The sequence below is a fragment of the Mesorhizobium sp. WSM4837 genome (assembly GCF_055811435.1).
Genome location: NZ_JBVVQE010000094.1, coordinates 1 through 22,229, shown reverse-complemented (window position 1 = coordinate 22,229; position 22,229 = coordinate 1). Strand labels below are relative to the sequence as shown.

The 22,229-nt window shown below is 61.4% G+C and carries 14 protein-coding genes and 12 pseudogenes; 9 read left to right on the top strand and 17 right to left on the bottom strand.

The window, feature by feature from the left end; all coding sequences use genetic code 11:
- A pseudogene (locus AC0L3D_RS33055) lies at positions 1 to 110 on the top strand (IS481 family transposase); the annotation flags it as partial.
- Positions 111 to 495: 385 nt separating this feature from the next.
- On the opposite strand, the gene purU reads toward AC0L3D_RS33055, so the two are convergent.
- From purU to AC0L3D_RS33025, 6 genes are all read right to left on the bottom strand, one after another.
- Positions 496 to 1,380 carry a formyltetrahydrofolate deformylase gene (gene purU, locus AC0L3D_RS33050; protein WP_473647166.1) on the bottom strand — a complete coding sequence of 295 codons (885 nt, stop codon included), beginning with the start codon at positions 1,378 to 1,380 and terminating at the stop codon, positions 496 to 498.
- Between the two features lie 70 nt (positions 1,381 to 1,450).
- On the bottom strand, positions 1,451 to 2,338 hold the full coding sequence (locus AC0L3D_RS33045; RefSeq protein WP_473647164.1) for a bifunctional methylenetetrahydrofolate dehydrogenase/methenyltetrahydrofolate cyclohydrolase: 888 nt from the start codon (positions 2,336 to 2,338) through the stop codon (positions 1,451 to 1,453).
- Positions 2,335 to 2,901, bottom strand: a complete 567-nt coding sequence (locus tag AC0L3D_RS33040) for a sarcosine oxidase subunit gamma (protein WP_473647163.1) — start codon at positions 2,899 to 2,901, stop codon at positions 2,335 to 2,337. Before AC0L3D_RS33040 ends, AC0L3D_RS33045 begins: the two co-directional genes overlap by 4 nt.
- Entirely contained in the window at positions 2,894 to 5,827 is a 2,934-nt protein-coding gene (locus tag AC0L3D_RS33035) for a sarcosine oxidase subunit alpha family protein (RefSeq protein WP_473647161.1), read from the bottom strand. Before AC0L3D_RS33035 ends, AC0L3D_RS33040 begins: the two co-directional genes overlap by 8 nt.
- Positions 5,824 to 6,114, bottom strand: a complete 291-nt coding sequence (locus AC0L3D_RS33030; protein WP_473647159.1) for a sarcosine oxidase subunit delta — start codon at positions 6,112 to 6,114, stop codon at positions 5,824 to 5,826. The genes AC0L3D_RS33035 and AC0L3D_RS33030 overlap by 4 nt, the downstream gene beginning before the upstream one ends.
- 9 nt (positions 6,115 to 6,123) lie before the next feature.
- Complete coding sequence (locus AC0L3D_RS33025; protein WP_473647157.1) at positions 6,124 to 7,374, bottom strand: sarcosine oxidase subunit beta family protein; 1,251 nt, start codon at positions 7,372 to 7,374, stop codon at positions 6,124 to 6,126.
- Positions 7,375 to 7,501: 127 nt separating this feature from the next.
- On the opposite strand from AC0L3D_RS33025, the gene AC0L3D_RS33020 reads away from it, so the two are divergent.
- The 5 genes and pseudogenes from AC0L3D_RS33020 (at position 7,502) to AC0L3D_RS33000 (ending at position 12,008) form a co-directional block, all read left to right on the top strand.
- Positions 7,502 to 8,509 carry a GlxA family transcriptional regulator gene (locus tag AC0L3D_RS33020; RefSeq protein WP_473647155.1) on the top strand — a complete coding sequence of 336 codons (1,008 nt, stop codon included), beginning with the start codon at positions 7,502 to 7,504 and terminating at the stop codon, positions 8,507 to 8,509.
- 205 nt (positions 8,510 to 8,714) lie between these two features.
- Positions 8,715 to 10,050 (top strand): annotated as a pseudogene (locus AC0L3D_RS33015) (IS5 family transposase).
- Between the two features lie 120 nt (positions 10,051 to 10,170).
- Positions 10,171 to 10,542: pseudogene (locus tag AC0L3D_RS33010) on the top strand (IS21 family transposase); the annotation flags it as partial.
- A gap of 127 nt (positions 10,543 to 10,669) precedes the next feature.
- On the top strand, positions 10,670 to 10,807 hold the full coding sequence (locus AC0L3D_RS33005) for a site-specific integrase (protein ID WP_473647169.1): 138 nt from the start codon (positions 10,670 to 10,672) through the stop codon (positions 10,805 to 10,807).
- A 577-nt stretch (positions 10,808 to 11,384) separates the two neighbouring features.
- Entirely contained in the window at positions 11,385 to 12,008 is a 624-nt protein-coding gene (locus AC0L3D_RS33000) for a hypothetical protein (protein WP_473647154.1), read from the top strand.
- A 429-nt stretch (positions 12,009 to 12,437) separates the two neighbouring features.
- On the opposite strand, the gene AC0L3D_RS32995 is transcribed toward AC0L3D_RS33000, so the two are convergent.
- The 5 genes and pseudogenes from AC0L3D_RS32995 to AC0L3D_RS32975 all read right to left on the bottom strand — a co-directional run bounded on the left by AC0L3D_RS32995 (position 12,438) and on the right by AC0L3D_RS32975 (position 18,266).
- The gene (locus tag AC0L3D_RS32995; RefSeq protein ID WP_473647152.1) at positions 12,438 to 13,478 is read right to left on the bottom strand and encodes a D-alanine--D-alanine ligase family protein; all 1,041 of its coding nucleotides are present in this window, start codon (positions 13,476 to 13,478) and stop codon (positions 12,438 to 12,440) included.
- Between the two features lie 835 nt (positions 13,479 to 14,313).
- Positions 14,314 to 14,506 (bottom strand): annotated as a pseudogene (locus AC0L3D_RS32990) (IS630 family transposase); the annotation flags it as partial.
- 334 nt (positions 14,507 to 14,840) lie between these two features.
- Positions 14,841 to 15,343, bottom strand: a pseudogene (locus AC0L3D_RS32985) (ATP-binding protein); the annotation flags it as partial.
- Positions 15,343 to 15,806 (bottom strand): annotated as a pseudogene (locus AC0L3D_RS32980) (Mu transposase domain-containing protein); the annotation flags it as partial. The pseudogenes AC0L3D_RS32985 and AC0L3D_RS32980, both read right to left, overlap by 1 nt.
- Before the next feature lie 342 nt (positions 15,807 to 16,148).
- Positions 16,149 to 18,266, bottom strand: coding sequence for a prolyl oligopeptidase family serine peptidase (locus AC0L3D_RS32975; RefSeq protein ID WP_473647150.1), 2,118 nt, complete (start codon positions 18,264 to 18,266; stop codon positions 16,149 to 16,151).
- A 724-nt stretch (positions 18,267 to 18,990) separates the two neighbouring features.
- Here AC0L3D_RS32975 and AC0L3D_RS32970 point away from each other — a divergent pair.
- From AC0L3D_RS32970 to istA, 3 genes and pseudogenes are all read left to right on the top strand, one after another.
- Entirely contained in the window at positions 18,991 to 19,113 is a 123-nt protein-coding gene (locus AC0L3D_RS32970) for a hypothetical protein (protein WP_473647168.1), read from the top strand.
- Positions 19,114 to 19,121: 8 nt separating this feature from the next.
- Positions 19,122 to 19,315, top strand: a pseudogene (locus AC0L3D_RS32965) (transposase zinc-binding domain-containing protein); the annotation flags it as partial.
- 397 nt (positions 19,316 to 19,712) lie between these two features.
- Positions 19,713 to 20,498: pseudogene (gene istA / locus AC0L3D_RS32960) on the top strand (IS21 family transposase); the annotation flags it as partial.
- Here the strand turns inward: istA and AC0L3D_RS32955 are convergent.
- From AC0L3D_RS32955 to AC0L3D_RS32930, 6 genes and pseudogenes are all read right to left on the bottom strand, one after another.
- Positions 20,486 to 20,683: a hypothetical protein gene (locus AC0L3D_RS32955; RefSeq protein WP_473647173.1), complete on the bottom strand. Its 198-nt coding sequence runs from the start codon at positions 20,681 to 20,683 to the stop codon at positions 20,486 to 20,488. The pseudogene istA and the gene AC0L3D_RS32955 overlap by 13 nt on opposite strands.
- Positions 20,658 to 20,877, bottom strand: a pseudogene (locus AC0L3D_RS32950) (ATP-binding protein); the annotation flags it as partial. The pseudogene AC0L3D_RS32950 and the gene AC0L3D_RS32955, both read right to left, overlap by 26 nt.
- 3 nt (positions 20,878 to 20,880) lie before the next feature.
- Positions 20,881 to 21,119: pseudogene (locus AC0L3D_RS32945) on the bottom strand (ATP-binding cassette domain-containing protein); the annotation flags it as partial.
- A 102-nt stretch (positions 21,120 to 21,221) separates the two neighbouring features.
- A pseudogene (locus AC0L3D_RS32940) lies at positions 21,222 to 21,347 on the bottom strand (transposase); the annotation flags it as partial.
- Positions 21,348 to 21,380: 33 nt separating this feature from the next.
- A complete protein-coding gene (locus tag AC0L3D_RS32935; RefSeq protein WP_473647171.1) occupies positions 21,381 to 21,545 on the bottom strand; it encodes a hypothetical protein in 165 nt (54 codons plus the stop codon).
- Positions 21,522 to 21,985 (bottom strand): annotated as a pseudogene (locus AC0L3D_RS32930) (ISNCY family transposase); the annotation flags it as partial. The pseudogene AC0L3D_RS32930 and the gene AC0L3D_RS32935, both read right to left, overlap by 24 nt.
- Positions 21,986 to 22,229: the final 244 nt, after the last annotated feature.

The window sequence follows — 22,229 nt, the reverse complement described above, 5'->3', positions numbered from 1 at the left end:
AAGACCCTCAAGGGCCTCACACCCCACGAGTTCATCTGCAAAATCTGGGCAAAAGAGCCTGAACGGTTCCGATTCGACCCACCCATCAAATGCCGGGACTAAACAACTAGCATCTCTTGCCTCAAGCGCGCTTACGACTTGGCGCGCTGCACCTGGCGCGGCCTCGATCATTTCAAAGCTTACGTCTGGTCCTTGGTCGTGGCCTACAGCCTCGTCCTCTTCACCCGCCTGAAACCAAGCTGACGCCGGTCCGCCGTTTGGAATGCGTGCACCGGTCCAACGCCGGTCTCGCGGCGTGCGCGCCACCGCGCCGTGACGCCGTTTTCGCCAAAAACCGGCGCGCTCTTCCCCGCTCATGCCCCTGCAATCGCTTCTCGACGAGCGTAAGCGGAGGCGGGGCGTAATTGTCGTCCCGACGTCGATGAAGAACTGGCTGAGAACGCTCGCGGGGGCGAGACATGTCCCCTCGCACACCGATGCTGCAGTGGTACGCTCTCATCCCATCCGTTCCGAAGCGTGCGAGCCCGGCGAAGCGGGAAAGACCACGGTCTTGTTCCCGTTGAGGAAGACACGGCGGTGAATGTGCGCGTGAATGGCGCGTGCGAGAACCTGGCTTTCGACGTCGCGCCCGAGCGCTACATAGTCGGATGGGTTCTGGGCGTGCGTTACGCGCACGATGTCCTGCTCGATGATCGGACCCTCGTCAAGATCGGCGCTCACATAGTGTGAGGTCGCGCCGATCAGTTTCACCCCACGCTCGAACGCCTGCTTGTACGGGTTCGCTCCCTTGAAGGAGGGCAGGAATGAATGGTGGATGTTGATGATCCGACCGGACATTTTCTCGCATATTTCGTCCGACAACACCTGCATGTATCGGGCGAGCACGACCAACTCTGCGCCGGTCTCCTCGACGATGCGCATCTGCTGGGATTCGGCTTCGCTCTTATTCTCCTTCGTCACTTTGATGTAGTGGAACGGGATGTCATGATTCACGACCGGCTTCTGGCAGTCCAAGTGGTTCGAGATCACCGCCACTATGTCGACTGGGAGCGCTCCGATGCGCCAGCGGTACAGGAGGTCGTTCAGACAATGGCCGAAACGCGAGACCATGATGATCACCTTCATCTTGCGGCTCTCGTCATGGAAAGCGAAGTCCATTCCGAACGCCTCGCTGGTGTCGGCAAACCCGTTGCGCAGTGTGTCTAGCCCAATGCCCTCTTCGGAACTGAAGCTGACGCGCATGAAGAAGTTGCCGGTCTGCGTATCGTCAAATTGCGAACTGTCGGCGATGTTGCAGCCGTTATGGGCGAGGTACCCTGCGATGGCGGCGACGATCCCGCGCTTTGACTTACAGGTGACCGTCAGGCCGTATTTGTCCATATCGAACTATCTCGTGTGTGCAGTAAAGACCCGTTCGGCCGCGTCAGGGCAGAAGGCCGGATGAAGGGGCTCATAATGTCAGCCCCCTGGCGCCGGCAGCCCGTGGGCACGGCAGCAGGCGGTGACCGTTGGCGAGCAGACAGGCGATGGTCATGGGACCGACACCTCCCGGCACTGGCGTTATCGCACCCGCTATTTCCGCCGCGCTGCTGAAATCCACGTCGCCCACCAGGTGTTGCTTGCCGTCCCGCGCGATCCGATTGATGCCCACGTCGATCACGGTTGCGCCCGGCTTGATCCATTCGCCGGGGATCATTTCTGGGCGGCCCACGGCAGCCACGAGGATGTCGGCCCGGCGGCAGATTGATGCCAGATCCCGTGTACGCGAATGAGCGATGGTTACGGTGCAGCTATCGCCGAGAAGAAGTTGCGCCATCGGTTTTCCGACGACGTTCGAGCGTCCCACGACCACCGCTTCGAGCCCGGACAGATCGCCCAAATGGCCGCGCAGCATCATCAAACACCCCAACGGGGTACACGGCACGATCGCATTTTGTCCGGTACCGAGAAGCCCGACATTCGAAATGTGAAAACCATCGACATCCTTTGCCGGGTCGATCGCATTGATCACCAGATCGGCGTTCAGATGTTTGGGTAGAGGCAGTTGGACGAGAATACCGTGAATCTCAGGATCGGAATTCAGCTGCTCGATTAAAGCAAGTAGATCGGCCTGAGACGTTTCAGTGGGCAGCTTGTGCTCAAGGCTGCTCATGCCAGCTTCGATAGTCTGCCGTCCTTTGTTACGCACATAGACTTCCGACGCAGGATCGTCGCCTACCAGAACGACAGCGAGGCCCGGCGTAATGCCGTGCTCCTCCTTGAGCCACGCCACATGCCCAGCCACTCTCGAACGTAGCTGCGCCGCGAACATCTTGCCGTCTATGACCGGGGCGATCACGCTACCTTCTCCTCGAGCCGCTTCGCCGCCGTTTCCAGCGCGTGCCAGAGCGAACCGGCGGACGAGCGCGCGCCCAGCACGGCGACATGGGCGTCGCCGCGGCGGATGACGAAACAACTCATATGCTCAAGGCCGGTACGCGTCGCGGGGCCGGGACCGGGGCCCGCGAGATCGATGTTGACGAGCTTCGACATCATAGCCTCGAGAGGCGCCGCGCCGGCCTTCGAGACGACCTCAATGGTCACCCACCCATCAGTCTGCTCGGTCACCGAGCAACCGGGGGCGACCTGCTTGAGCTCGGCGGCAAAATCCAGCTCGGCGCGGCCTGCGGCCTCGATCATCCACTGATCCGGTCCGGTCCACAGCGCGGCAACCCCCTCCCCTGCAACCCAGCGGCCGGGTCCGGGAAGAGTGAGCCCGAAGGGCGTGGGCTCTATGACACCGCGGCGCAGCGCCAGAGAGGCAAGCGCGAGACCAGCATTCTCCCGCAGCTCGAGCACTCCGAAGGATATGGATCCGGGTGTCGCGGAATCGAGGGCGGTGCGAGGTATCAGGTCAGTCATGCAGACGTTCTCCCTCGGGGTCGACGAAACAGGCAGGCACGACGCGCAGGCGTGCACTTTCGCCTTCAAGCGGGTTCGCGGCCACGATCACCTCGCCCAGCCGTTCATCGCCGTTCTCGAAGAAACCGAGCCCGATCATCGTCCCGACATGCGGACTGTAGCAGGCCGAAGTGATCCAACCCTGGTCGGTGTCGAGACTCTGCGGCGCGTCCTCTGCGAAAAGATGCGAGCCGCTGACCACCTTGCCGGCCGTGTCGACGGGCTGCAATCCTACCAGACGGCGTTTATCGCCAGCCAGCCCCTCGCGCCGCGACATGACGGCACCTATGGAATCCTTCTTCTGCGATACCATCCTGCCGAGTCCGACCATGGCCGCCGTGGTCTGTCCGTTCAGCTCGGCGCCACCGACGTGACCCTTTTCGATGCGCAGCACGGAGAGCGCTTCAATCCCGTAGGGCGTAGCTCCCACATCGGCACCCATCTTCATCAGCCGTTCCATGAGCGCATGTCCGTAGCGGGTGGGAACTGCGATTTCGTAGGCGAGTTCGCCCGAGAAGGAGATGCGGAATAGGCGCGCGCGAAGGCCGCCGCAGATGGTCAGCTCCGCGCAGGCCATGAAGGGGAAGGCTTCGTTCGACAGGTCAAACCCGTCCACGATGCGGGCGAGCAGGGCGCGCGATTTCGGCCCCGCGACGGCGATCTGCGCCCAGGCGTCAGTCGTTGAGATGATCTGCACATCGAGTTCCGGCCACAGGCACTGCCGGGCAAACTCCATGTTGCGGTAGACCAACCCCGCATTGGCCGTCGTCGTGGTGACCACGTAGTGCTCATCGGCAAGCCGCGCGCAGGTTCCGTCGTCATAGGCGAAGCCGTCTTCGCGCAGCATCAGCCCGTAGCGGATACGGCCGACCTTCAGCGTGGCCATCATGTTGCTGTAGAGCCGATTGAGAAACTCGCCCGCGTCGGCGCCCTGCACATCGACCTTACCGAGCGTGGTCACGTCACTCAGGCCCACCGCGCTGCGCACGGCCCTGGCCTCGCGGTCCACGCTCTGGCGCCAGTGCGTTTCGCCCGGACGCGGAAAGTATTGCGCGCGCATCCATTGGCCAACCTCGACGAACACCGCGCCTTGCGCTTCGGCCCAGTGATGGGTGGGCGTCAGGCGGTGCGGACGGAAATGCGGCCCTATATCGCCACCGCCCAGCACCGAGAGCGTCACTGGAGTGTAGGGCGGGCGGAAGATCGTCGTGCCGGCTTCCGGGATCGACCCCCCGGTCAGCTCCGCCATCACGGCAAGTCCGGTCACGTTTGCGGTCTTGCCCTGGTCCGTCGCCATACCCAGCGTGGTGTAGCGTTTCAAATGCTCTACCGGCCGCATGTTCTCAGCATGAGCGAGCTTGATATCCTTCACTGTCACGTCGTTCTGGAAATCGATCCAGGCGCGTTTCTTGCCCGGTACATGGAAGACGGGCGCAACCGTGTAGTCTGCCTCCTCGGCGCACGGCAAATCGGGCAACGATGCTGCGATTCCAAGTTCGTCCATCGCACGCTGTGCGGCTTGCGCGCCGGAACGCAAGGCGTAGGCGGTGGAAAAATGGCCCGCCGCCGCACCTGCCGGAAATAGTCCTAGAGGCCCATCCTCCCCAGGCAGGAACGCCTGCAGCGGTTCATTCCAAACAGGCCGACCACGATAATGCGAAAAGAGATGAACATTTGGGTTCCAACCGCCCGAAACACCGAGCGCGCCGCACTCGATCCATTCGGACTTGCCGTTCGCGTGAATCCCGATCGCAGTAAGCCCGAGTCGCCCGCGCGAGCCGGTGACCACGCCACCACTGATCACCCGGTAATCGTCCGAAGTCCTTGCCTCGGGGCGGGCGTCGATCACAGCCTTAACATGGACGCCCTTGGAGGCAAGATCGCGTGCCGTGCGGTGCCCGTCATCGTTATTGGTAAATACGGTGATCGTCTCGGTCGGACACGCCGCCCAGCGATTGGCGTAAGCCCGGATCGCGCCGGCCAGCATGACGCCCGGACGATCATTGTCGGCAAAGGCGATGGGCCGCTCGGTCGCCCCGGCAGCGAGCACCGCGCGTTTTGCCGTGATGCGCCACAGCGTCTGGCGCACACGGTCGCCCGGTTCCACGAGATGGTCCGAAACCCGTTCCACCGCGCCGTAGATCCCGTGATCAAAGACTCCGAACACCGTGGTGCGACGCATCACGCGAATGTTCGGCAGGCCTTCGAACTCGGACTCGAGCGCGGAGATCCAGTCCGTGGCCGGAGCTCCGTCCAGCTTTTCCGTCTCGGACAGAAGCCGCCCACCCAGGCGGAAATCCTCGTCGGCCAAAATCACACTTGCGCCCACGCGCGCCGCTGTCAGCGCTGCAGCAAGCCCGGCCGCCCCCCCGCCGATGACCAAAAGGTCGCAATGGAGGAAGCCCTTGTCGTATGTATCCGGGTCGGCCTGCATGGAGAGTCGCCCGAGGCCCGCGGCTTTGCGGATCGCCGGCTCGTAGAGCTTTTCCCAAAAGCCTTTCGGCCACATAAATGTCTTGTAGTAGAACCCGGCCGTAAAAAACGGCGACAGCAGATCATTCACCGCCAATGCATCAAACCCAAGTAAGGGCCAGCGGTTCTGGCTTCGCGCCTCCAGCCCCTCGAACAGCTCCACCACCGTGGCGCGCGTGTTCGGCTCCTGCCGTGCCCCCGTTCGCACTTCGACCAGAGCGTTCGGTTCCTCCGAACCGGCCGAGAGCACTCCGCGCGGGCGGTGATACTTGAAGCTGCGGCCCACAAGACGCACGCCATTGGCCAGAAGCGCCGAAGCGAGCGTGTCGCCGGCATGGCCCTGATACCGTTTGCCGTCGAAGGCGAAGTTCAGGATTTGCGAGCGGTCAATCAACCCTCCGGATAGCCGTGTCATTTGCCGCACCTATTTTGCGCAAGGGCGACATCGCGCGCCAGCTCCGCACCGAGGACCTCATGGGTGACAGTGTCGCGCGTCACCACCAGCCATGACCGGTCACCCTGCTCGTGGAACCACAGCTCGCGGTGTACGCTCGCCGGGTTGTCGCGCAGGAAAACGTAATCGCAGAAGGCGGCCTCGGCATCGGGCGCTGATGGGTCTGGACGGTCGATGAGCCGCGCGTCGCCCAGATACGTGAATTCCTGCGCATCCCGCAGGCCCAGAAGTGGATGTGGGATCAGCATTGGACAGCCTTAGTGGAGATTGGGCTGGGCACCGGCGCCACGTTCGTCGACCACATGGCCGCGTGCGAAACGGTCGATGCGGTAGGCGCGCGCGGTCTCGTGGGGTGTGCCGGTGGCAAGAAGATGGGCGAAGGCATAGCCGCTGGCTGGCGTCGCCTTGAAGCCGCCATAGCACCAGCCGCCGTTGAAATAGAGGCCATCAATATGCGTACGGTCGATGATAGGCGAGCCATCCATCGACATGTCCACGAGGCCGCCCCACATGCGCAGAAGCCGCGCCCGCCCAATCATGGGCATCAATGCCATGCCGCCTTCGGCGACGTCCTCGACCACCGGCAGATTGCCGCGTTGGGCATAAGAATTGTAGCCGTCGATATCACCGCCGAAGACAAGCCCGCCCTTGTCGGACTGGCTGATGTAGAAATGGCCGGCCCCGAAGGTGATCACGCCCGGAATGGTGGGCTTGAGCCCCTCCGTGACGAAGGCCTGCAGGACATGGCTTTCGATCGGAAGCCGCATTCCGGCCATTGCCATGACGCGGCCCGAGAAACCCGCCACCGCCACGCCGACATTGTCGGCGGCGATATAGCCGCGCGATGTCTCCACGCCACGCACCTTGCCGCGATCGACCCGGAAACCCGTCACCTCGCAATTCTGGATCAGGTCCACGCCGTGGCTGTCGGCGCCGCGGGCATAGCCCCAGGCCACGCCGTCGTGCCGCGCAGTGCCGGCACGTGGCTGCATCAGGCCGCCCTTGATCGGGAAGCGCGCGTGGTCGTAGTTCAGGAACGGAACCATGGCGCGCAGTTCCTCCCGGCCCAGCAGCCGGGCGCCCGCACCCGCCAGCATCATGGCGTTGCCGCGGCGGCGGAAGGCGTCGCGCTGTGCATCCGTATGAAAGAGGTTTACGATGCCGCGCTGGGAGACCATTGCGTTAAAGTTGAGCTCCTGCTCCAGTCCTTCCCAGAGCTTCATCGAGAACTCGTAGAAGGGCTCGTTGCCAGTAAGCAGGTAGTTCGAGCGGATGATCGTCGTGTTTCGTCCGACATTCCCGGATCCGAGCCAACTCTTCTCAAGCACGGCTATACGGGACTGTCCGAATTTTTTAGCCAGATAATAGGCCGTCGCCAGGCCGTGACCGCCCCCGCCAACGATCACGTAGTCGTAGGCAGGCTTTGGGTCGGGATTGCGCCAGAGCGGCTGCCATCCAGTATGCCCCTTGATCGCTTCAGCAAAGACGCGGAAGCCCGAAAACCTCATATCGAGAACTCCTTAGACTGCAGGGACTATGTCATGGCCACGGCAGTGAAGTGTTTCCAAAATTGACTTCTGCGTGCTTTTGTCGGACATGTCTCCGGACTATGTGGACGATAGGATTTCCCACGGGATGACTGACGGGAATAACGGCAGCCCGCAGCGATATGGGTTCCTGCTGATCCAAGGCTATGCCCTCATGTCCGCCGCCTCTGCGGTCGAACCGTTGCGCGCTGCCAACCTGCTCAGTGGGCGGCAGCTTTACGATCTCAGCTTCATCTCGGCCCAGGGCGGGTGGATGCGCAGTTCCGTCTCGGGCGCGTTCGAGACAGTGCCGGTTTCAGAAGCAGTCAGCGATTTCGATATTCTCTTCGTCGTGGCCGGCGGCAATCCGCTGAGCTATCGGGACGACAGGATCCTTGCTTGGCTGCGCCGTCTCGCCCGGTCGGGCGTGGCCTTGGGCGGGATCTCAGGCGGAGCGGCCATCCTGGCTTCTGCCGGCGTTATGGCGTCACGCCGGTTCACGACCCACTGGCAACACATCGATGCGATGCGCGAAATCTACCCCGAGGCGCTCATCGAGCGGCGGCTCTTCGTCATTGATCGCGACCGCTTCACCTGCGCGGGCGGCATGGCCCCGCTGGACATGGCCCACGCGCTGATCGCCTTCGATCATGGTGTGGAACTGGCGCGCGCTGTGAGCGATTGGTTCATCCACACGGGCATCCGGCAGGCAGAGGCCCCGCAGCAGCTGGACCCGGTGCGGAAGTACGATCTTCGCCATCCCGCGCTGGTCGCCATGGTCGAGCTAATGACGAGCCACATCGCCGATCCGCTGAATCTTGATGACCTTGCCCATCTGAGCGGTATCGGGGCGCGGCAATTAGAGCGGTTGGCAAAGGAACAGCTGGGACAGAGCGTGATGCAGTTCTATCGGTCTCTGCGGTTGGACAAGGCCGACGAGATTCTGCAACAGTCTAGCCTCTCGCTCGTCGAGGTGGCGCTTGCCACGGGCTTTTCCAACCGCACCCATTTCTCACGCGCCTTTCAGGGCCATTTCGGCATGGGCCCCGCCACCCAACGCAAACAGCGCCGCCATGGCGAAGATAATCGAGACATGCTCGTTTGTAAGACAAGATAGTTGTTCATGCTTGATTTTATATGGCGATTGAAAAGCTACTTAGTCGTCCGTGAAGAACTCGGAATGCTTTGATTTGTTGACAATTTCCCCTGATTTCCGGTTTCAGATTGCCGAATTTCGTGGCTAGAGGCTGCGATTTCCGGCAAATTGGATGCGCTTGTTCTGCGGATTCGAGGTGATGACGAAGTCGCGAGGGAAGCGAGCGATGCGACCGAAGGAACGGCGCGAGAGCGGCCAGACGGATCTGTTGCGATCCCGGCTCGACCACATCCTCAATATGGATCATGCGCTGGTGAAGCTGGCCAAGACGATCGACTGGCGCTTCCTGGAAGAGCGGCTCGGCGAGGTCTATGACCACGATCCTGCCGGCCGCCTTTGCCGAAACGGCTAATGGCGGGACTGGCCATTCTCAAGTCGATGCACAACATGTCCGACGAAGGCCTGTGCGAACGCTGGCTGGAGAATCCCTACTCTACCAGCTGTTCTGCGGCGGGGAGTTCTTCCAGCCCGTTTGCCCTTCGACCGCACTTCACTGACGCGCTGGCGGCAACGTATGGGGGAAGAGCGGCTGATGGCGCTGCTTCAGGAAAGTCTTGCAGCGGCGGCCAGGCTGGGGGCGGCCAAGCCGTCGGACTTCCCGCGGTAATCGTCGATACCATTGTGCAGGAAAAGCCATCACCTTCCCGACCGACGCCAAGCTGATGCATTGCGCCCGTGAGCGGCTGTTGAAGCTGGCCAAGCATTGCCCTGCGCCAATCCTATGCGCGGGTCGGCAAGATCGCGCTAATCAAGTATCAGCGCTATGCCCATGCCAAGCAGTTCAAACGGGCCAACCGGCAGCTCAAGCGCCTGCGCACCACGATGGGAGCGGTGATCCGCGACATCACCCGCAAGCTCGTCGGGCGGCCGGAGCTGATGCAGGTCTTTGCCCTGCCGTTGGCGCTGGCCCGGCGCGTCAGGGATCAGCGCCAGCGCGAGCGGGGCAAGAAGGTGTATTCCCTGCACGCTCCGGAGGTCGAGTGCATTGGCAAGGGCAAAGCCCACGAGCTCGTACGAGTTCGGCGTCAAGGTTCCCGTCGCCACCCCGCTGCAGCGCAGCCGCGGCGGCCAGTTCGTCTGCCATGTCGAGACGCTGCCAGGCAATCCTTATGACGGCCACGCGCTGGCCACCATCATCCCGGCAATCGAGGACACCAAAGCGTCAGCCTCGGCGAGATCGTCACAGATGCCGGCTATCGCGGCCACAACGCCCCGAAGGGCAAGAGGTCCATGTCGCTGGTTACAAGCGCGGCCTCACCAAAGTCATCAAACGGGCGCTGCGACGCCGGGCCGCCGTCGAACCCGTCATCGGCAATCTCAAAAACGACTACGTATGGGCCGCAACTTTCCTGGCCTTCTCTGAGGGCGATGCCAACAAGACTGTGCTTGCCTCCGTCGGCTACAACTTCAGCCTCCTGCTCAATTGGCTGAGGCTTCTGTGTGCTTCCTGGCGCTGTTCGCCATTCCCTGCAGCGCCGCCGATCCAGCCACGAACAGCCTAATCACCGCTCTGGACGATCCAACCGGCGACGCCCATTGCCAGCCCCGTGTTTCCGGCCCTGATCGCAACCGCTGTCAGCGAAATCGACTTTCTTCACAGCCGACTACTTACTCTAGGTCGTGTGACGCGGGTTCTCCTGTGGGAAGAGTATCGCGTCGCCAACCCCGACGGCTTTTGGCTACACGTGGTTCTGTACGACCTCGAGGCTGGAAAGGACGCCTACGCCCCTCAATGCGGCAGACGCACCTGGGCGGCGAGAAAGTGATCGTCGACTTTGCCTGCGACGCCTTCGACATCTTCGATCCGGTCATCGGCAAAGCGCACCCCATGAAGCTGTTCAAGGCAGCGATGGGAGCCTCGAACTACACCTATGCCGAGGCGTGCCGGAGCGAGAGGCTGCCCGACTGGATCGGCGTGCACCAACCTGTTCGCCTTGGGACGGCATACCGAAGTTCGTGGTTCCCGATTACGTGCCCAGGCACTTAATCCGGATTTTGTGTCCGAGCGGTTATGTGCCCCGGCGGGCGTAAATTTCTGTGATTAAACGAACTGATTGTCTGTGGCGGCACATCTAGCGAGCGAACATCGAGCCACCCTCCCACTGTCCCTAATACCCTTCGCTGCCCGATACATTTTCGGTACAGGTTCCAGGGTTCTTCGATTATCTTCGCGATGAGCGAGGGTTGCGGCAAAGCTGCATCGCGGATTACCGGCATTACCTGCGCGTCTTTGAGCGGCATCTCGGCGATATGATGTGATCCGAAGTCGCTTACATTGCCGGTGGTGACGGCCTTCTCACGACCCAGGCCTCGCATTTCGCCCGCATCGCGCTGATTAGTCTCACCAGCATCCTGCGGGTCTTCCTACGATACCTGCACCGGGAACGTGTCCTTCAGCGCGACATCAGCAGGCTTGTCGAGATACCTCAGCGTTATCGGCTGGCCGCTGTATGTTCGCGGGCGCAAGGCCGAGCACAGCACCAGCTATCCCCCTGTCGTTGGTGAGGCGATCGTGGATTACCTCAGGAACGGGCGGCCTGATGTTCAAAGCCGATTGCTTTTCTGGCGACACTTGGCGCCACAATTGCCACTCACACACTCTGCGGTGTCGGCCACTGTCAGCAAGTATCTTCATCGCGCGCTGGGATTCCGGTTAGCCGTCCGGGATCACACACTCTCCGTGATGCCTGCGTCCAGCGCCTGGTGGACACGGGGTTTTCGCTCAAGACCATCGGCGACTATGTCGGACATCGGGCCGCTTCCTCATCCATGATCTACGCCAAGGTCCAGGTCGATGGCTTGCGTGAAGTGGCTCTGGGTGATGGGTGGATTTGCAATGAGCCCTCGTCTTCCCGAATCTTCAAGCCCGATCACATCTCATATCGTCGCTTTCGTTCGCCACGAGCGTGCGCTCAACCGGCGCTACGACGAGGACAAGGTGCTGCGGATGCTCGACGGCTATCTTAACGTTCAAGGGGTGACGAGCATGACCCAAATCACCCCGGCGCTCCTCGATGTTTTTTACCTGAGCCGTCCGCGCTCGCGGCCGAGAAGCTTCAACCATCTTATCGGCCTCGTCGGCCGGCTGTTCGAGAGGATGGTCGAACATGACGAAATCGATCGTTCTCCTGTCACTATGAAGCCGCGCCGCCGAGGTAATCCAAGACCGTCCTGCATCCTGGATCTGCGGATCGCTCAACAGCTTTCGATCGCGCCGCCGAGCTTCCGGAGCAGAACAACGCCCCGCTTCGCGGTCCCGCCTATGCCAGCATCTTCAGCCTGCTGTTCGGCTTGGTCTGCTCGTAGCCGAGGTTGCGCGTCTGCGCTGGCGGATGTCCATCGGGATCGCAACATCCTTACTATCCGCGAGACGAAGTTTTCCATGTCAAGGCTCATTCCCATGGGGCTGCAGCTGGCACAGCGCCTTTATGCGTTCATGGCGCTACGATCGCAGCAGTAGTTTCAGTTACCCCCGACACACCGCTGTTTTCTTTCCTGCGGGGTCGAGCTGTGAACCCCGGCACGATCAGAATCATTTTCCGTTCGGGCGCCGCAAGGACTGATAGCGACCGGCGAGAAGATCGGCTCCTCCACCGCCGCCTTCTTCCAGGCCGTCATCGCCGACCGGCCAGCGGATCCGCTAGAGCCTGCTCGACCGATTTATGCCAGCAACACATTCTGCAGGCCTTTTGGCTGACAAGGACATCACCCAACGCAGCCCGCCGACCACGAGCCGCAAGCAGCCGTTTTCATAGGACAAGACCCTCTAATGCCGCGCCGCACAAACTCGAGAACTTGTTCGCCAAGCTCAAGGATTGGTGCCGCATCGCCACCTGCTGCGATCTATGCGGTTGCACCTCCTTCATAGAAGTCTGCACCGCAATCGCCATCAACTTTTGGCTCTGGTGACTGAATCCTCAGCCTTGGGGATGCCGATTCCGAAATACCGCGTGTGGGCAACATCAAGGATGCGATTGATCATGCTGGAGTAGCTGTAACCCGCGGTTCTCGCGGCTAGGGGATAAGCGGAGTGCATACTGAGCCCCGGCATCGAGTTGATCTCCAGGACAAATGGCTGGCCGGAGCGATCGATCCGCAGGTCAATGCGGGCATAATCTCGGCACTGGCAGGCACGGAAGGTCGCCACCGAAATTTCCCGCAGCAAAGTCGCAAGGCTGCTCCCAATTGGCGCCGGGCAAATCTGCGGCGGCTGCACGGTCGCCAAGTACTTCGCTTCCCAAGTCAAAAGACCAGTTTCGCGGTCGCCGAGGTCGAACTCCACCGGAGGCAACACCTCGGGTTCCCCATTTCCCAGCAGCGCGACATGGATTTCTCGCCCATCGATGTATTCTTCAACGAGCGCATCCTGCGCATACTGCGTGACAATTACTTCCACGGCCTCCCTCAGCTGAGCGGGCTCGTGTACGAGCTGCAAACCGAAGCTGTTGTCTTCATGACGCGGCTTCACTACCACTGGGAATTGCAGGTCGCCCGTACTCTCGGTGCCGCGGCGCATGACGCGAAAGTTCGGCGTCGGCACGCCGCAACTGCGGATAAGCGTCTTGCTGATGACCTTATCGTCCGTCAGCCCATGCCCGAGTGGGCTTGATCCCGTATATGGAACGCCGGCCATCTCGAGCATGCCCGGAACGTGGGTGAAACGGTACTCACCCTGAATTCCCTCTGCCAAGTTGAAAACGGTCCCCGAAGGGCGCGCTTGCGGATCGGGTGGCAGGAACCGCTCGAGCGTAGTGAGCAGTCCTTTGTCCCCTTCACACAGCAGCGTCTGGTGGCCGCCGTCTTGCAGTGCCGCCACCACCCTTTCGCGAGTCCCGGAAGGCGGCCAGAACTGCGGCGGCTGCGGATAAGGCTGACCGAACCGGTTGATCACGCCGGTAAAATCACTGTTGCACACGACGGCTACCCGCATGAGATACTCCTTAATTTTTGCCTGCTGTCACGTTTATTCGCGCGGATGTGGTTACTTGTCGGGAACAGCTCATCTACACCCCCACGCGCTTACACGGAGTCCCGTGCAATCGGCGTGCCATTGAAGAGTTGTCCGAACCAAAGGGGCAAAGCCGTGTGTTTCGGGCCGCGCCTGCGGAATACTTGCGCCTCGGTGTATCGATTTGCGCACATAGACGTCTTCAACTCGACACTGCTGAACACGAGAGCGTGGAATATCGGAATGACGACGGTCGTTCGCCGAACCCGGCTTGCGCCTTTCGTTACGCATCCGGCTCTCCAGAAGACATGGTAGAGTCAGGCGTTTCCATCCATGCCAGACAATCCATACGCCGACAGGAGTCCAGCCGAGCATGTGCTGTTCGACCGGCCCGTCCCGCCAGAGCCGTCTTGTGGGGCGTCGAGTGCTGGGCTGCTTGGAGCCCAAAACTGGGGCGTTCTTACGCAGCCAGCAGTACAGACGCAGAACGACATGCCAGTCAGCAATGACGAACACGCTGGCCTGCGCCACACAGTGGCGGTAATAATTCTCCTATGCAGGATGGGATTAATCTCGAAGCCTATTACCAAGGCTGACGGAGATACTGACACTGCCCTCAGTTGCTTGGACCTATCGAGCTGCCACCGCCGCTTAGAAGCGGTGGGGTAGGCTGCCGGTGATGTGAGAAGGAAGGGGCGTCAATCGACCGTTTTAACCGCCGCGTCGTCACCTCTAGGGTTTGTGTTCTGTGAGGCATCAGCTTCCGCATCATGACACTGAAGGCGCGGACTGCGGCGTGACATGATCATACCAGTGGTCATGATGATTGGCCGACATGTGCCCAGCGCCTCATTGCGATGGAGGCGCTTGTTTGTGGTGAGGAGCCTCTGCCAGGCCTCGCAAGCGGCGTCGATGATCGCGTCATAGGGTTCGAAGACGCGGTTTGAGAGCCAGTTGGCGCGCATGTATTGCCAGATGTTTTCGACCGGGTTCAGGTCGGGCGCTCGCGAGGCAACTGCGGGGCGTCCGATGCCACCATCAAGCTCTACGCCCGCGGCGCCGCCACTTGATGGTGGCACTCAGGGACGATCCAGAAAGGCGGGAACCAGCCGCTATTCGCAGCTTTTTCCTGGAGCGCGCGAGCCATTGCGGCAATGGAACCGTCGAACTTGACGACCAGCCTGCGCGATGTCACGCTTCTGAAGCAAATCGCGCAGCCTTGGCCGCCAGCTCCCGCGGATCCATCGAAGAAGGTTTCGTCATCCGACCTCCACACGGTCAGGACATCGAATCTGATTTGCTCCAACTTGGGAATCCAGATTCGGTTAAAAGGCGAAGCGCTCTAATCAACAGTTTCGGCCGCGACAGGGTCGTCAGCTGCTTTTCGAGTGAACCGTCGCCATGGGCTTTGGCCAGCATCGCCACGAGCGTAGCCGCCGTGACGAACTGGACGCTATGGTTCTGCCGGATCGCCTCGCGCCCGAGAGCCACCGCCAGATGTGTCTTGTCCGTACCCGGAGGTCCAAGGAACAGGACCGTGTCGCCATGAGCAATCCAGCGACAGGTCGCCAGCTCCCGGATCTGCGCTGGTCCAGCGACGGCTGCGCGTTGAAGTCGAAGCCGTTCAATTCACGCACAAACGGGAACTGCGCGAGCTTGCCTGCCATGGACATGCGCCGCTCGTCGCGCCGCGCGATCTCGCGCGTCACCAGGAAGGACAAAGCTTCGCGCAATGTCATCTCCGAACGCGCCGCTTCGTCCAGCAGCGTATCGAGCTGGTCCCGGATCGCGGTCAGCTTCAGCCGGTCGAGCTGAGCCACCAACATCTCGTGATCGACCGCCGTCATCACCAGCCGCCTCCCACCAGTGCCTCATATTCGGCCAGCGGCCGCAACAGAGCGGAAGGCGCAACGATCTCCGCCGGCGCCGATCGTACCGGCCCAGCAGCGCCGACACGCCGGCAAGATGCGCGCGCTCGACGATCCGTTGGCGACGCCCCCGGCACAAGGCATGATCCGCCACCACCTCGCCCGCATGACGCACGATAACGCGGCCGCCCACCACCACGATCTGGACGCTCTCCCCGATCAGCCGCCACGGATCCGAGTAACTGTTCGTGTCCAGGTCGATTGCGCAATCTGCCTGAACCTTGCGCACGAGAACCCGCAGCTGCGCGAACGGCGCCCGTCCGCCGAGAGGGCGAAGCGCCCCGGCCTCTTCGGCAAAGCGCTCCGCAGGAGCCACGCCGGTCGTGCCATGCACACGCTGATCGGCAATCTCGCGCGTCCACCGGTCCAGATGCGCTTCGAACGATCGCGGTGGGATTAGTGTGACCTCGTGACCGAGCTTGACCAGCTCGCGAGCCCAGTGATGCTTGCTCCACCAGTGCCGGCGCCCGGTCCGCTATGAACCGCAAGACTGTCGGCGCGCTGGCTTCTTGGAAAACTTTCACCTCTCCGTCATCGACGCGCCGTGAAGCTGGAAAACGGTTCATACCATATCCACTCCGATCGTCGTACCCTTCTTTGCCGTCCTGTCCGCTCCGTGGCCTATATCGACCACATCTTTGGCAGTTGAGATGCCGTCTGGGGAGGACGGCAACCACTCCATCCTGCCAAGCGACAGTCTGTCCTGATTTGCGGGCAAAACCGGTCAGCTGCTCGAGCGTCGGATCTGGTCGAGCGCCCAGGCCATGCGAAAAGCTGCTTCCTCGGCTACGCCAGGACCATGTGACGCGCCGCTGTGGCCGCCCACCATCCGCATCCGGAAGACAAGCTCGGGGTCGCGATCGGCCGCGCACGACCGACGCTGTGCCACGTAGCGAGCGGGCTGGTAATAGAGCACCTGGCCGTCGTCGAGCGCGGCGTCGACGTACGTCGGCGGAAGCGGGCGATCGGCGCTGAGGTTGTAGTACGGGTCGTAGCTGCGCAGATACCGATACTCGGGAGCGATGTGGGGATCTCCGTACTCCGCCGTTTCCGTTAGCGCGAACGGCATCGTGAAGTCCATCTCGGTATCTATGATGTCGGCGAGCGGAACCTCGGCGAGCACGGCGCGGAACAAGTCGGGCCGCAACACGGCCGCGGCAAGCACGGTTCCCCCGCCAGCGCTCTTTCCCTCAATGACGATGCCGTCGCGGGTGGCGACCCCCCGCTCGACGAGCCCCTCGGCAGCGGCGATCAGATCTGTGTGGGTAATGCGCTTTCGATCGCAGGTAGCCGCCTCGTGCCATGGACGTCCGAACTCGCCGCCCCCTCGTACATGCACGATGCCGAAAGCAACTCCGCGATCGAGCAGGCTCAAACGCGCGGTCATGGATGAGGGCCAAGCGAAGAACGAGGGCCATCTCGGTGTTCCGTAACAGCCGTACACATTTAATAATACCGGCCCAGGGGTCGTCCGATCGCGCCGCACCACCAACGAGATCGGAACCTGTACCCCGTCTTCGGCCTCCGCCATGACGACTGTCGCCACGTATTTAGCCGCGTCATACCCCGGAATGCGGGCCTGGTACAGGACTTCCGATCGGTCGTCGGCGAGATCATGCTCGACGACGGTGTCCGGCGTTACAAACGAGCTAACCGAGTAGGTCAACTTTGAGCTCCGGAACAGATGCCGTGCGACCGAATAGCTACCACCTGGCGACAGACCCACCCTTAGAGTGCAGCTCGGCTCGTCGGGAACGATCGTGGCCCCAACCCGCCCACTTCCGTTACGCGAGACAAGGCGAGGATGAAGGCCTTCTCGTTCCAGGAGAACCAAGTGCTGTTCGAGTACGTGGACCTCCTCGAGTGTCACGCCCGCTCGATGCGGAACGACCTGCTCCCAACACCACGGTGACGGGTCATCTATCGGCGCACACACGAGCCGCCAGTACGGTCCAGCGTCGTTGACCCGAAACAGGAACCTGTCGCCCCAATGCTCGGCGTAGATCTTGTGCCCGAGTTCCCGCCTCACGATCCGGCGCCACTTGCCCCACGGCTGGTCAGCAGGAAGACACCACACCTCTGCGGCGCCTCGCTGAACGGGCGAGGAATTGTCCGAGGTCGCAAATACGTCGAGGAACAACCAGGCGCCGCTATCAGAACGCCGGACCAGCACCGCGAGTCGCTCGTTGGCCTCCTCGAACACCACCTCGGAGTTCCCCACCTCGACATCCAAGCGGACAATCTGATCGTGATGCCACCGGTCAGTCCGCTCCCGTGTGAAAAAGAGCGTATGATTGTCGGCGGCCCAGACAACCCGCCCGGCGCTACCCGAGTCGCGCCAGACGTCGCGGCCGTCGGCCATGTCCCGCACTCTCAACTCGTAGCGCTCGTCACCGATGACGTCAAAGCTAAACGCCACGTAACGCCCGTCGTCGCTCGGCTCAAAGACACCGAGCGAATAGAAGACCTCGGCCCCGAGAATCGCGTTCGGGTCGAGAACAAGCTCGGCCGAGCCTCCGGTCACCGGCTGGCGCCACCACGCCGGATGAGACAGGCCCCTCTCATGTCTTTGGAAGTACTCGAAACTCCCAACTTGGAACGGTGGCAGGGCGCCCTCGCAAGGCTGACGCCCTTCAATCTCGGCGATGAGCTCCGCCTTGAGCTCTGTCAGGTGAGCTGTCGCTTGCTCCGCGTAGCTGTTCTCCGCTTCCAGATACGCGAGGACTTCGGGCTTCTCCCGGTCGCGAAGCCAGCGATACCAATCCATCGTGACGTCGTCATGCAGCACCCTGATCCGTGGCTCGGCACGGGGAAGTGGTGGCTTCAGGCGCTTGTCTCTCATTACACGGCCCTCACATGAAAAGCAATAGTAAGGATTGCCGCGACAGTTCTGGAATAATATAGTTTATGCATCAATGTTTCTTCATGAATATATAGTATACTATCGATTCAGCTGACTCATGGTGCAATGTTTTTTGCATCACAACTGCCAACAAACCTGAAGTGATTTCTCGTCCGGGAATCTCTTCCTTAAATCGGTTGTATCCTAAATTCGATCTTGGAGGCCGCAACACAGAGCTTACGCCCCCTATTTAGCTAGGTGGTGACGCTGCCATTCCATTGTGTTCAGTAAAACTTGCATTTCCCACTAGAATTGACAAGCATAGAATGCATATGCGAGCTATCTGGACTCGAGATGATCAGGTACTCGCCTTGGTGGGGAGGGTAGGCCGATACGGTGCGCGCAGTGTGCAGGCTAGGGCACTTCGTCAGCGTCCAAAGCGACGTTATGGCGAGCTGTGCGCCCGAGCCTGGGGAAGCCCCTGTGAGCCTTTGCGCGCACGGCGACTAGCGAAGGTTGATCCTTGGTACTCCGCGAAGCCCCCCCTGTGTTCTCAAAGAGGCTGTTTGGAAATCGGGGTGGGATTTTGCGGTGAAGCGATTTGTGATTGATCGGGATAGGGGGACATCACCTCGCGCTAAACTCCATCAGGTTGGCTAGGGGGCAGCTTCTCAATTCGACCGACAACCTTTTGGAAGCCGGCACGGACATAACGATCATTCAGGTGCTGCTTGGCCATCGCAGCTTGGCGACGACGACAATATACGCCCAGGTCTCAACTGCTGTGATCGGTCGAATCCCCAGCCCTTTTGACCAATTCCACATGGAGATCACGCCGCCTGCCTGAGCCGCGCCATGCGCCAGAATCTGGAAGTGGCGGATGTATTCCACCGTCACGGGGCTGATTATCGCCGCGACCATGCCGGCCATATCGGGCGTGTCGAGCGCCGGGTCATGGCGCGGTGGAGGCGTGCCGGTCCGCGGCTCTGGGCGGTCACGCGGAACACTGCACCGACTGCGGTCTCATGCGGCAAGCCTACAACTCCTGCTTTATGGGCAGACCAGTAATGGGGAGCTCGCTGCGACCTGCTCTTGTGTCCGCCGCCGCCAACCTGTCTCACCATTACGAAGGGCGTTTGAGGAGCGCGATCAGCTTGTCGGATGGCTGGAACGCCGCGCCCGCAGATGCGGTGGAGCGATCGATTCCATGGCGTCGAGCTTCTCTGTCCGATCACCTCGCGTGCAGATTTCAGTTGTCATCAGAGTGGCCTGTCCCAACTATTGTGACACCTTGCGGATGTCCTGCGTTGCTTGCAGGATGATCATCGCGCATGTGTGCCGACTATATCGATCAAGACATAGGCGCCACTATCCTGTTGGCCAATTGAGAAACTGACCCCTGACGAAATGAAGAATTGACCCCCTCGGTTGTGAGAGGAGGCATGGATGACGACTAGGAATTCGGCGCATCCTGCATTGTCGAGAACGATGCAGGGAGAGGAGACGCTTCAGCCTGAAGAGGTGGCAGCGATGCTGCGGCTGCATGAGCTTGGCTGGGGAGCGAAGCGGCTGGCGAAGGAATTCGGGTGCGCGCGCAACACGGTGCGTCGGTATCTGCGCGACGGCGGGACTGTTCCGTTTCGCAAGCCTGTGCGGCAGACGGCGTTCGACGGGCTGGACGATTGGCTTCGGGAGCGCTTCTTCCGCCATGGCGGCAACGCCGATGTGGTTCGCCAGGAACTGGCGAGCGAACATGGGATCGCCATTGGGCTTCGTTCGGTAGAGCTTCGGGTCCAGCATTGGCGTCGGGAGTGGAAGGCGCAGAAGCGCGCGACAGTTCAGTTTTGAGACCGCGCCGGGATATCAGATGCAGATCGACTTTGGCGACACGCGGGTGTGGATCGGCGGCGAGCGTGTTCGGGAGCCCCTGTTTGTAGCAACGCTGAGTTACTCGCGTCGGCTGCATATCCGTCCCTCGCTTCGGGAGCGCCAGGCGGACTGGTTCGAGGGGATGGAAGGAGCCTCCCTTCGCTTCGGCGGGGTTGCAACGGAAGTGTTGTTCGACAATCCGAAGGCGTTAGTCGAACATCACGATGCGACGACGCGGGAGGTGCGGTTCAACACGCGGCTGCACGCCTTTGCCCGCTACTGGGGATTTACGCCGCGGGCATGTGCGTCCTACCGGGCGCGACGGAGGGGAAGGACGAACGCGGGGTCGGCTACGTCAAGCGCCGCCGCGCTACGATGTTCACCCTCATCATCGCTAGCAGGCGACAAATCCGTGGTTGTGTGCTCAAGTTCTGCAAAATGGGGCCGCCATGGTGCTGGTCATGCGGCTTGGCGCAGTGCTCGCGCAGGTCGTCCATGTTGATGTAGCGGTTGGCCTTCATCCCGTTTTCGTTGGTGTCGACGGTCAACCACCGTGACATGAGACACCAACCGATCAACAAGAGGGGTATCCTGCGCAGCTTGGGTCGCCGAAGACGGCCAGGCAGTCTCCGAATTCGAAATTGGTGGTTGTGATCGAGGTTTGTTCGTAGAGCCGGCTGATCAGATGGAAGAGCAACCGGCCGCGGGCCTGCGCGAAGGGAAGATAGCCGACCTCGTCGAGCTGATGTAGCGCCGCCACGCCGGTGTGGCGGATCGCATCCTTGATCGCCGCCAGCACGTCGATAGGGATCGTCACGTCGAGCGGTGGTCGGTTCGTCGAACACGATCAGGTCGGGCTCGGGGCAGAGCACCATAGCCGTCATGCCGCGTTGGAGCTGACCGCCCGAAAACTGAACGGATAGCGGCGGCCGACGTGTCCGGAAGCCCCAGCTTACGGAACAGCGCAATAGCGCCGCTCTGTGCAGCTGTGCCGCCCCTACGACTTGGTCGTACGCCTCCGGCAAAGCCCGTCTCGCGGGCTCTGACCGTGCGGCGCCACTTATAGATCAGGCTGGTCGCGACATCGTACTGACGCGCCACCGCCGCCACTGTGGACCCGGGCGCGAATGCCGCGGCCAGTATCCGGCGCTGATCCTCTTCACTCCAACGACGACGACGCTCCGGCCCCGTCAATAACGTCACATGGCTCATGCTGTGCTGCTAACTACGCTCGTAAGGACGACCTTAAGAGCGCAGCCTCGCTATCGTAACATGCTCGCGCAAGGCGGCCCTCGCCGGAGGCGTACCGGCATTCTGCAGGCCGATGCCTTTGGCGGTTACGGCGAGCTCTATGGCCAGGCCGATGGACTGCTTGCCCGGGCCGGATTCACCGATCAGCCCCGAGGTCACCGTACTGTCCAGCCGTACGACCGCGCCGTCTTGAGCTTCGCCAGCCGAGCGCCCAAAAGCAGTGTCCGATTGAGCTGTCCCCAGGTCTCGGACCGGATGGCGCTGGTCGTAGCTGGTCGTCTTTTGTAGCGCCCGATACTCCTGGGCTCCACGACCATGGCAGGCGGGCAAAAAGGCGCGAAACGAGACAGAGTCCTCAAGGTGGAACGCAAGTTCCTGGTGGCTCAGCTGACGAGATTGTTTCAGCAGCGCGCAGCGCAGCACCGCTTCGGCGGGGAGGCCCTGCGGTGCGGTTGCCTTGATTGCCGCCCCGACACGTGGTCTCGCGCCACCAGGCCAAGCAGATCACAATAGACATCCAGCCATTGGGCCATCGCGTTCAGCTCGCAGCGTGACGAAAAGAGCGATACGCTGGGTTGGAGGGTGCGTTCTTGGCGCATCGTCGGCTCTGGCGGTGGCAGGATGTGCTCTGGGTTGCATGACTCCAGCATACCTGAAATCGACTGGCCTTGCTTGCGTAAACCAGAGATTCATTGGCTAAATCTAGACCTTGGCGTTCTTGGACGGGCACTGTACTAGCTCACGCGCGGCGCGTCCTTCGGCGTGTCGGCTATCCCGTCGCGACAGAGCAGCCAGAAGCGGCATGAAGCCTGTGGTTTCGAGGCTCGTAATCGCCGTGAGGAT

Bases quoted from the DNA above. Each gene is read 5' to 3' on its own strand.
- AC0L3D_RS33000 (WP_473647154.1), top strand. From the start codon at position 11,385: ATGAGCCCTCGTCTTCCCGAATCTTCAAGCCCGATCACATCTCATATC.
- AC0L3D_RS32995 (WP_473647152.1), bottom strand. From the start codon at position 13,478: ATGCGGGTAGCCGTCGTGTGCAACAGTGATTTTACCGGCGTGATCAAC.
- AC0L3D_RS33020 (WP_473647155.1), top strand. From the start codon at position 7,502: ATGACTGACGGGAATAACGGCAGCCCGCAGCGATATGGGTTCCTGCTG.
- AC0L3D_RS33035 (WP_473647161.1), bottom strand. From the start codon at position 5,827: ATGACACGGCTATCCGGAGGGTTGATTGACCGCTCGCAAATCCTGAAC.
- AC0L3D_RS32975 (WP_473647150.1), bottom strand. From the start codon at position 18,266: ATGAGAGACAAGCGCCTGAAGCCACCACTTCCCCGTGCCGAGCCACGG.
- purU (WP_473647166.1), bottom strand. From the start codon at position 1,380: ATGGACAAATACGGCCTGACGGTCACCTGTAAGTCAAAGCGCGGGATC.
- AC0L3D_RS33040 (WP_473647163.1), bottom strand. From the start codon at position 2,901: ATGACTGACCTGATACCTCGCACCGCCCTCGATTCCGCGACACCCGGA.
- AC0L3D_RS33030 (WP_473647159.1), bottom strand. From the start codon at position 6,114: ATGCTGATCCCACATCCACTTCTGGGCCTGCGGGATGCGCAGGAATTC.
- AC0L3D_RS33025 (WP_473647157.1), bottom strand. From the start codon at position 7,374: ATGAGGTTTTCGGGCTTCCGCGTCTTTGCTGAAGCGATCAAGGGGCAT.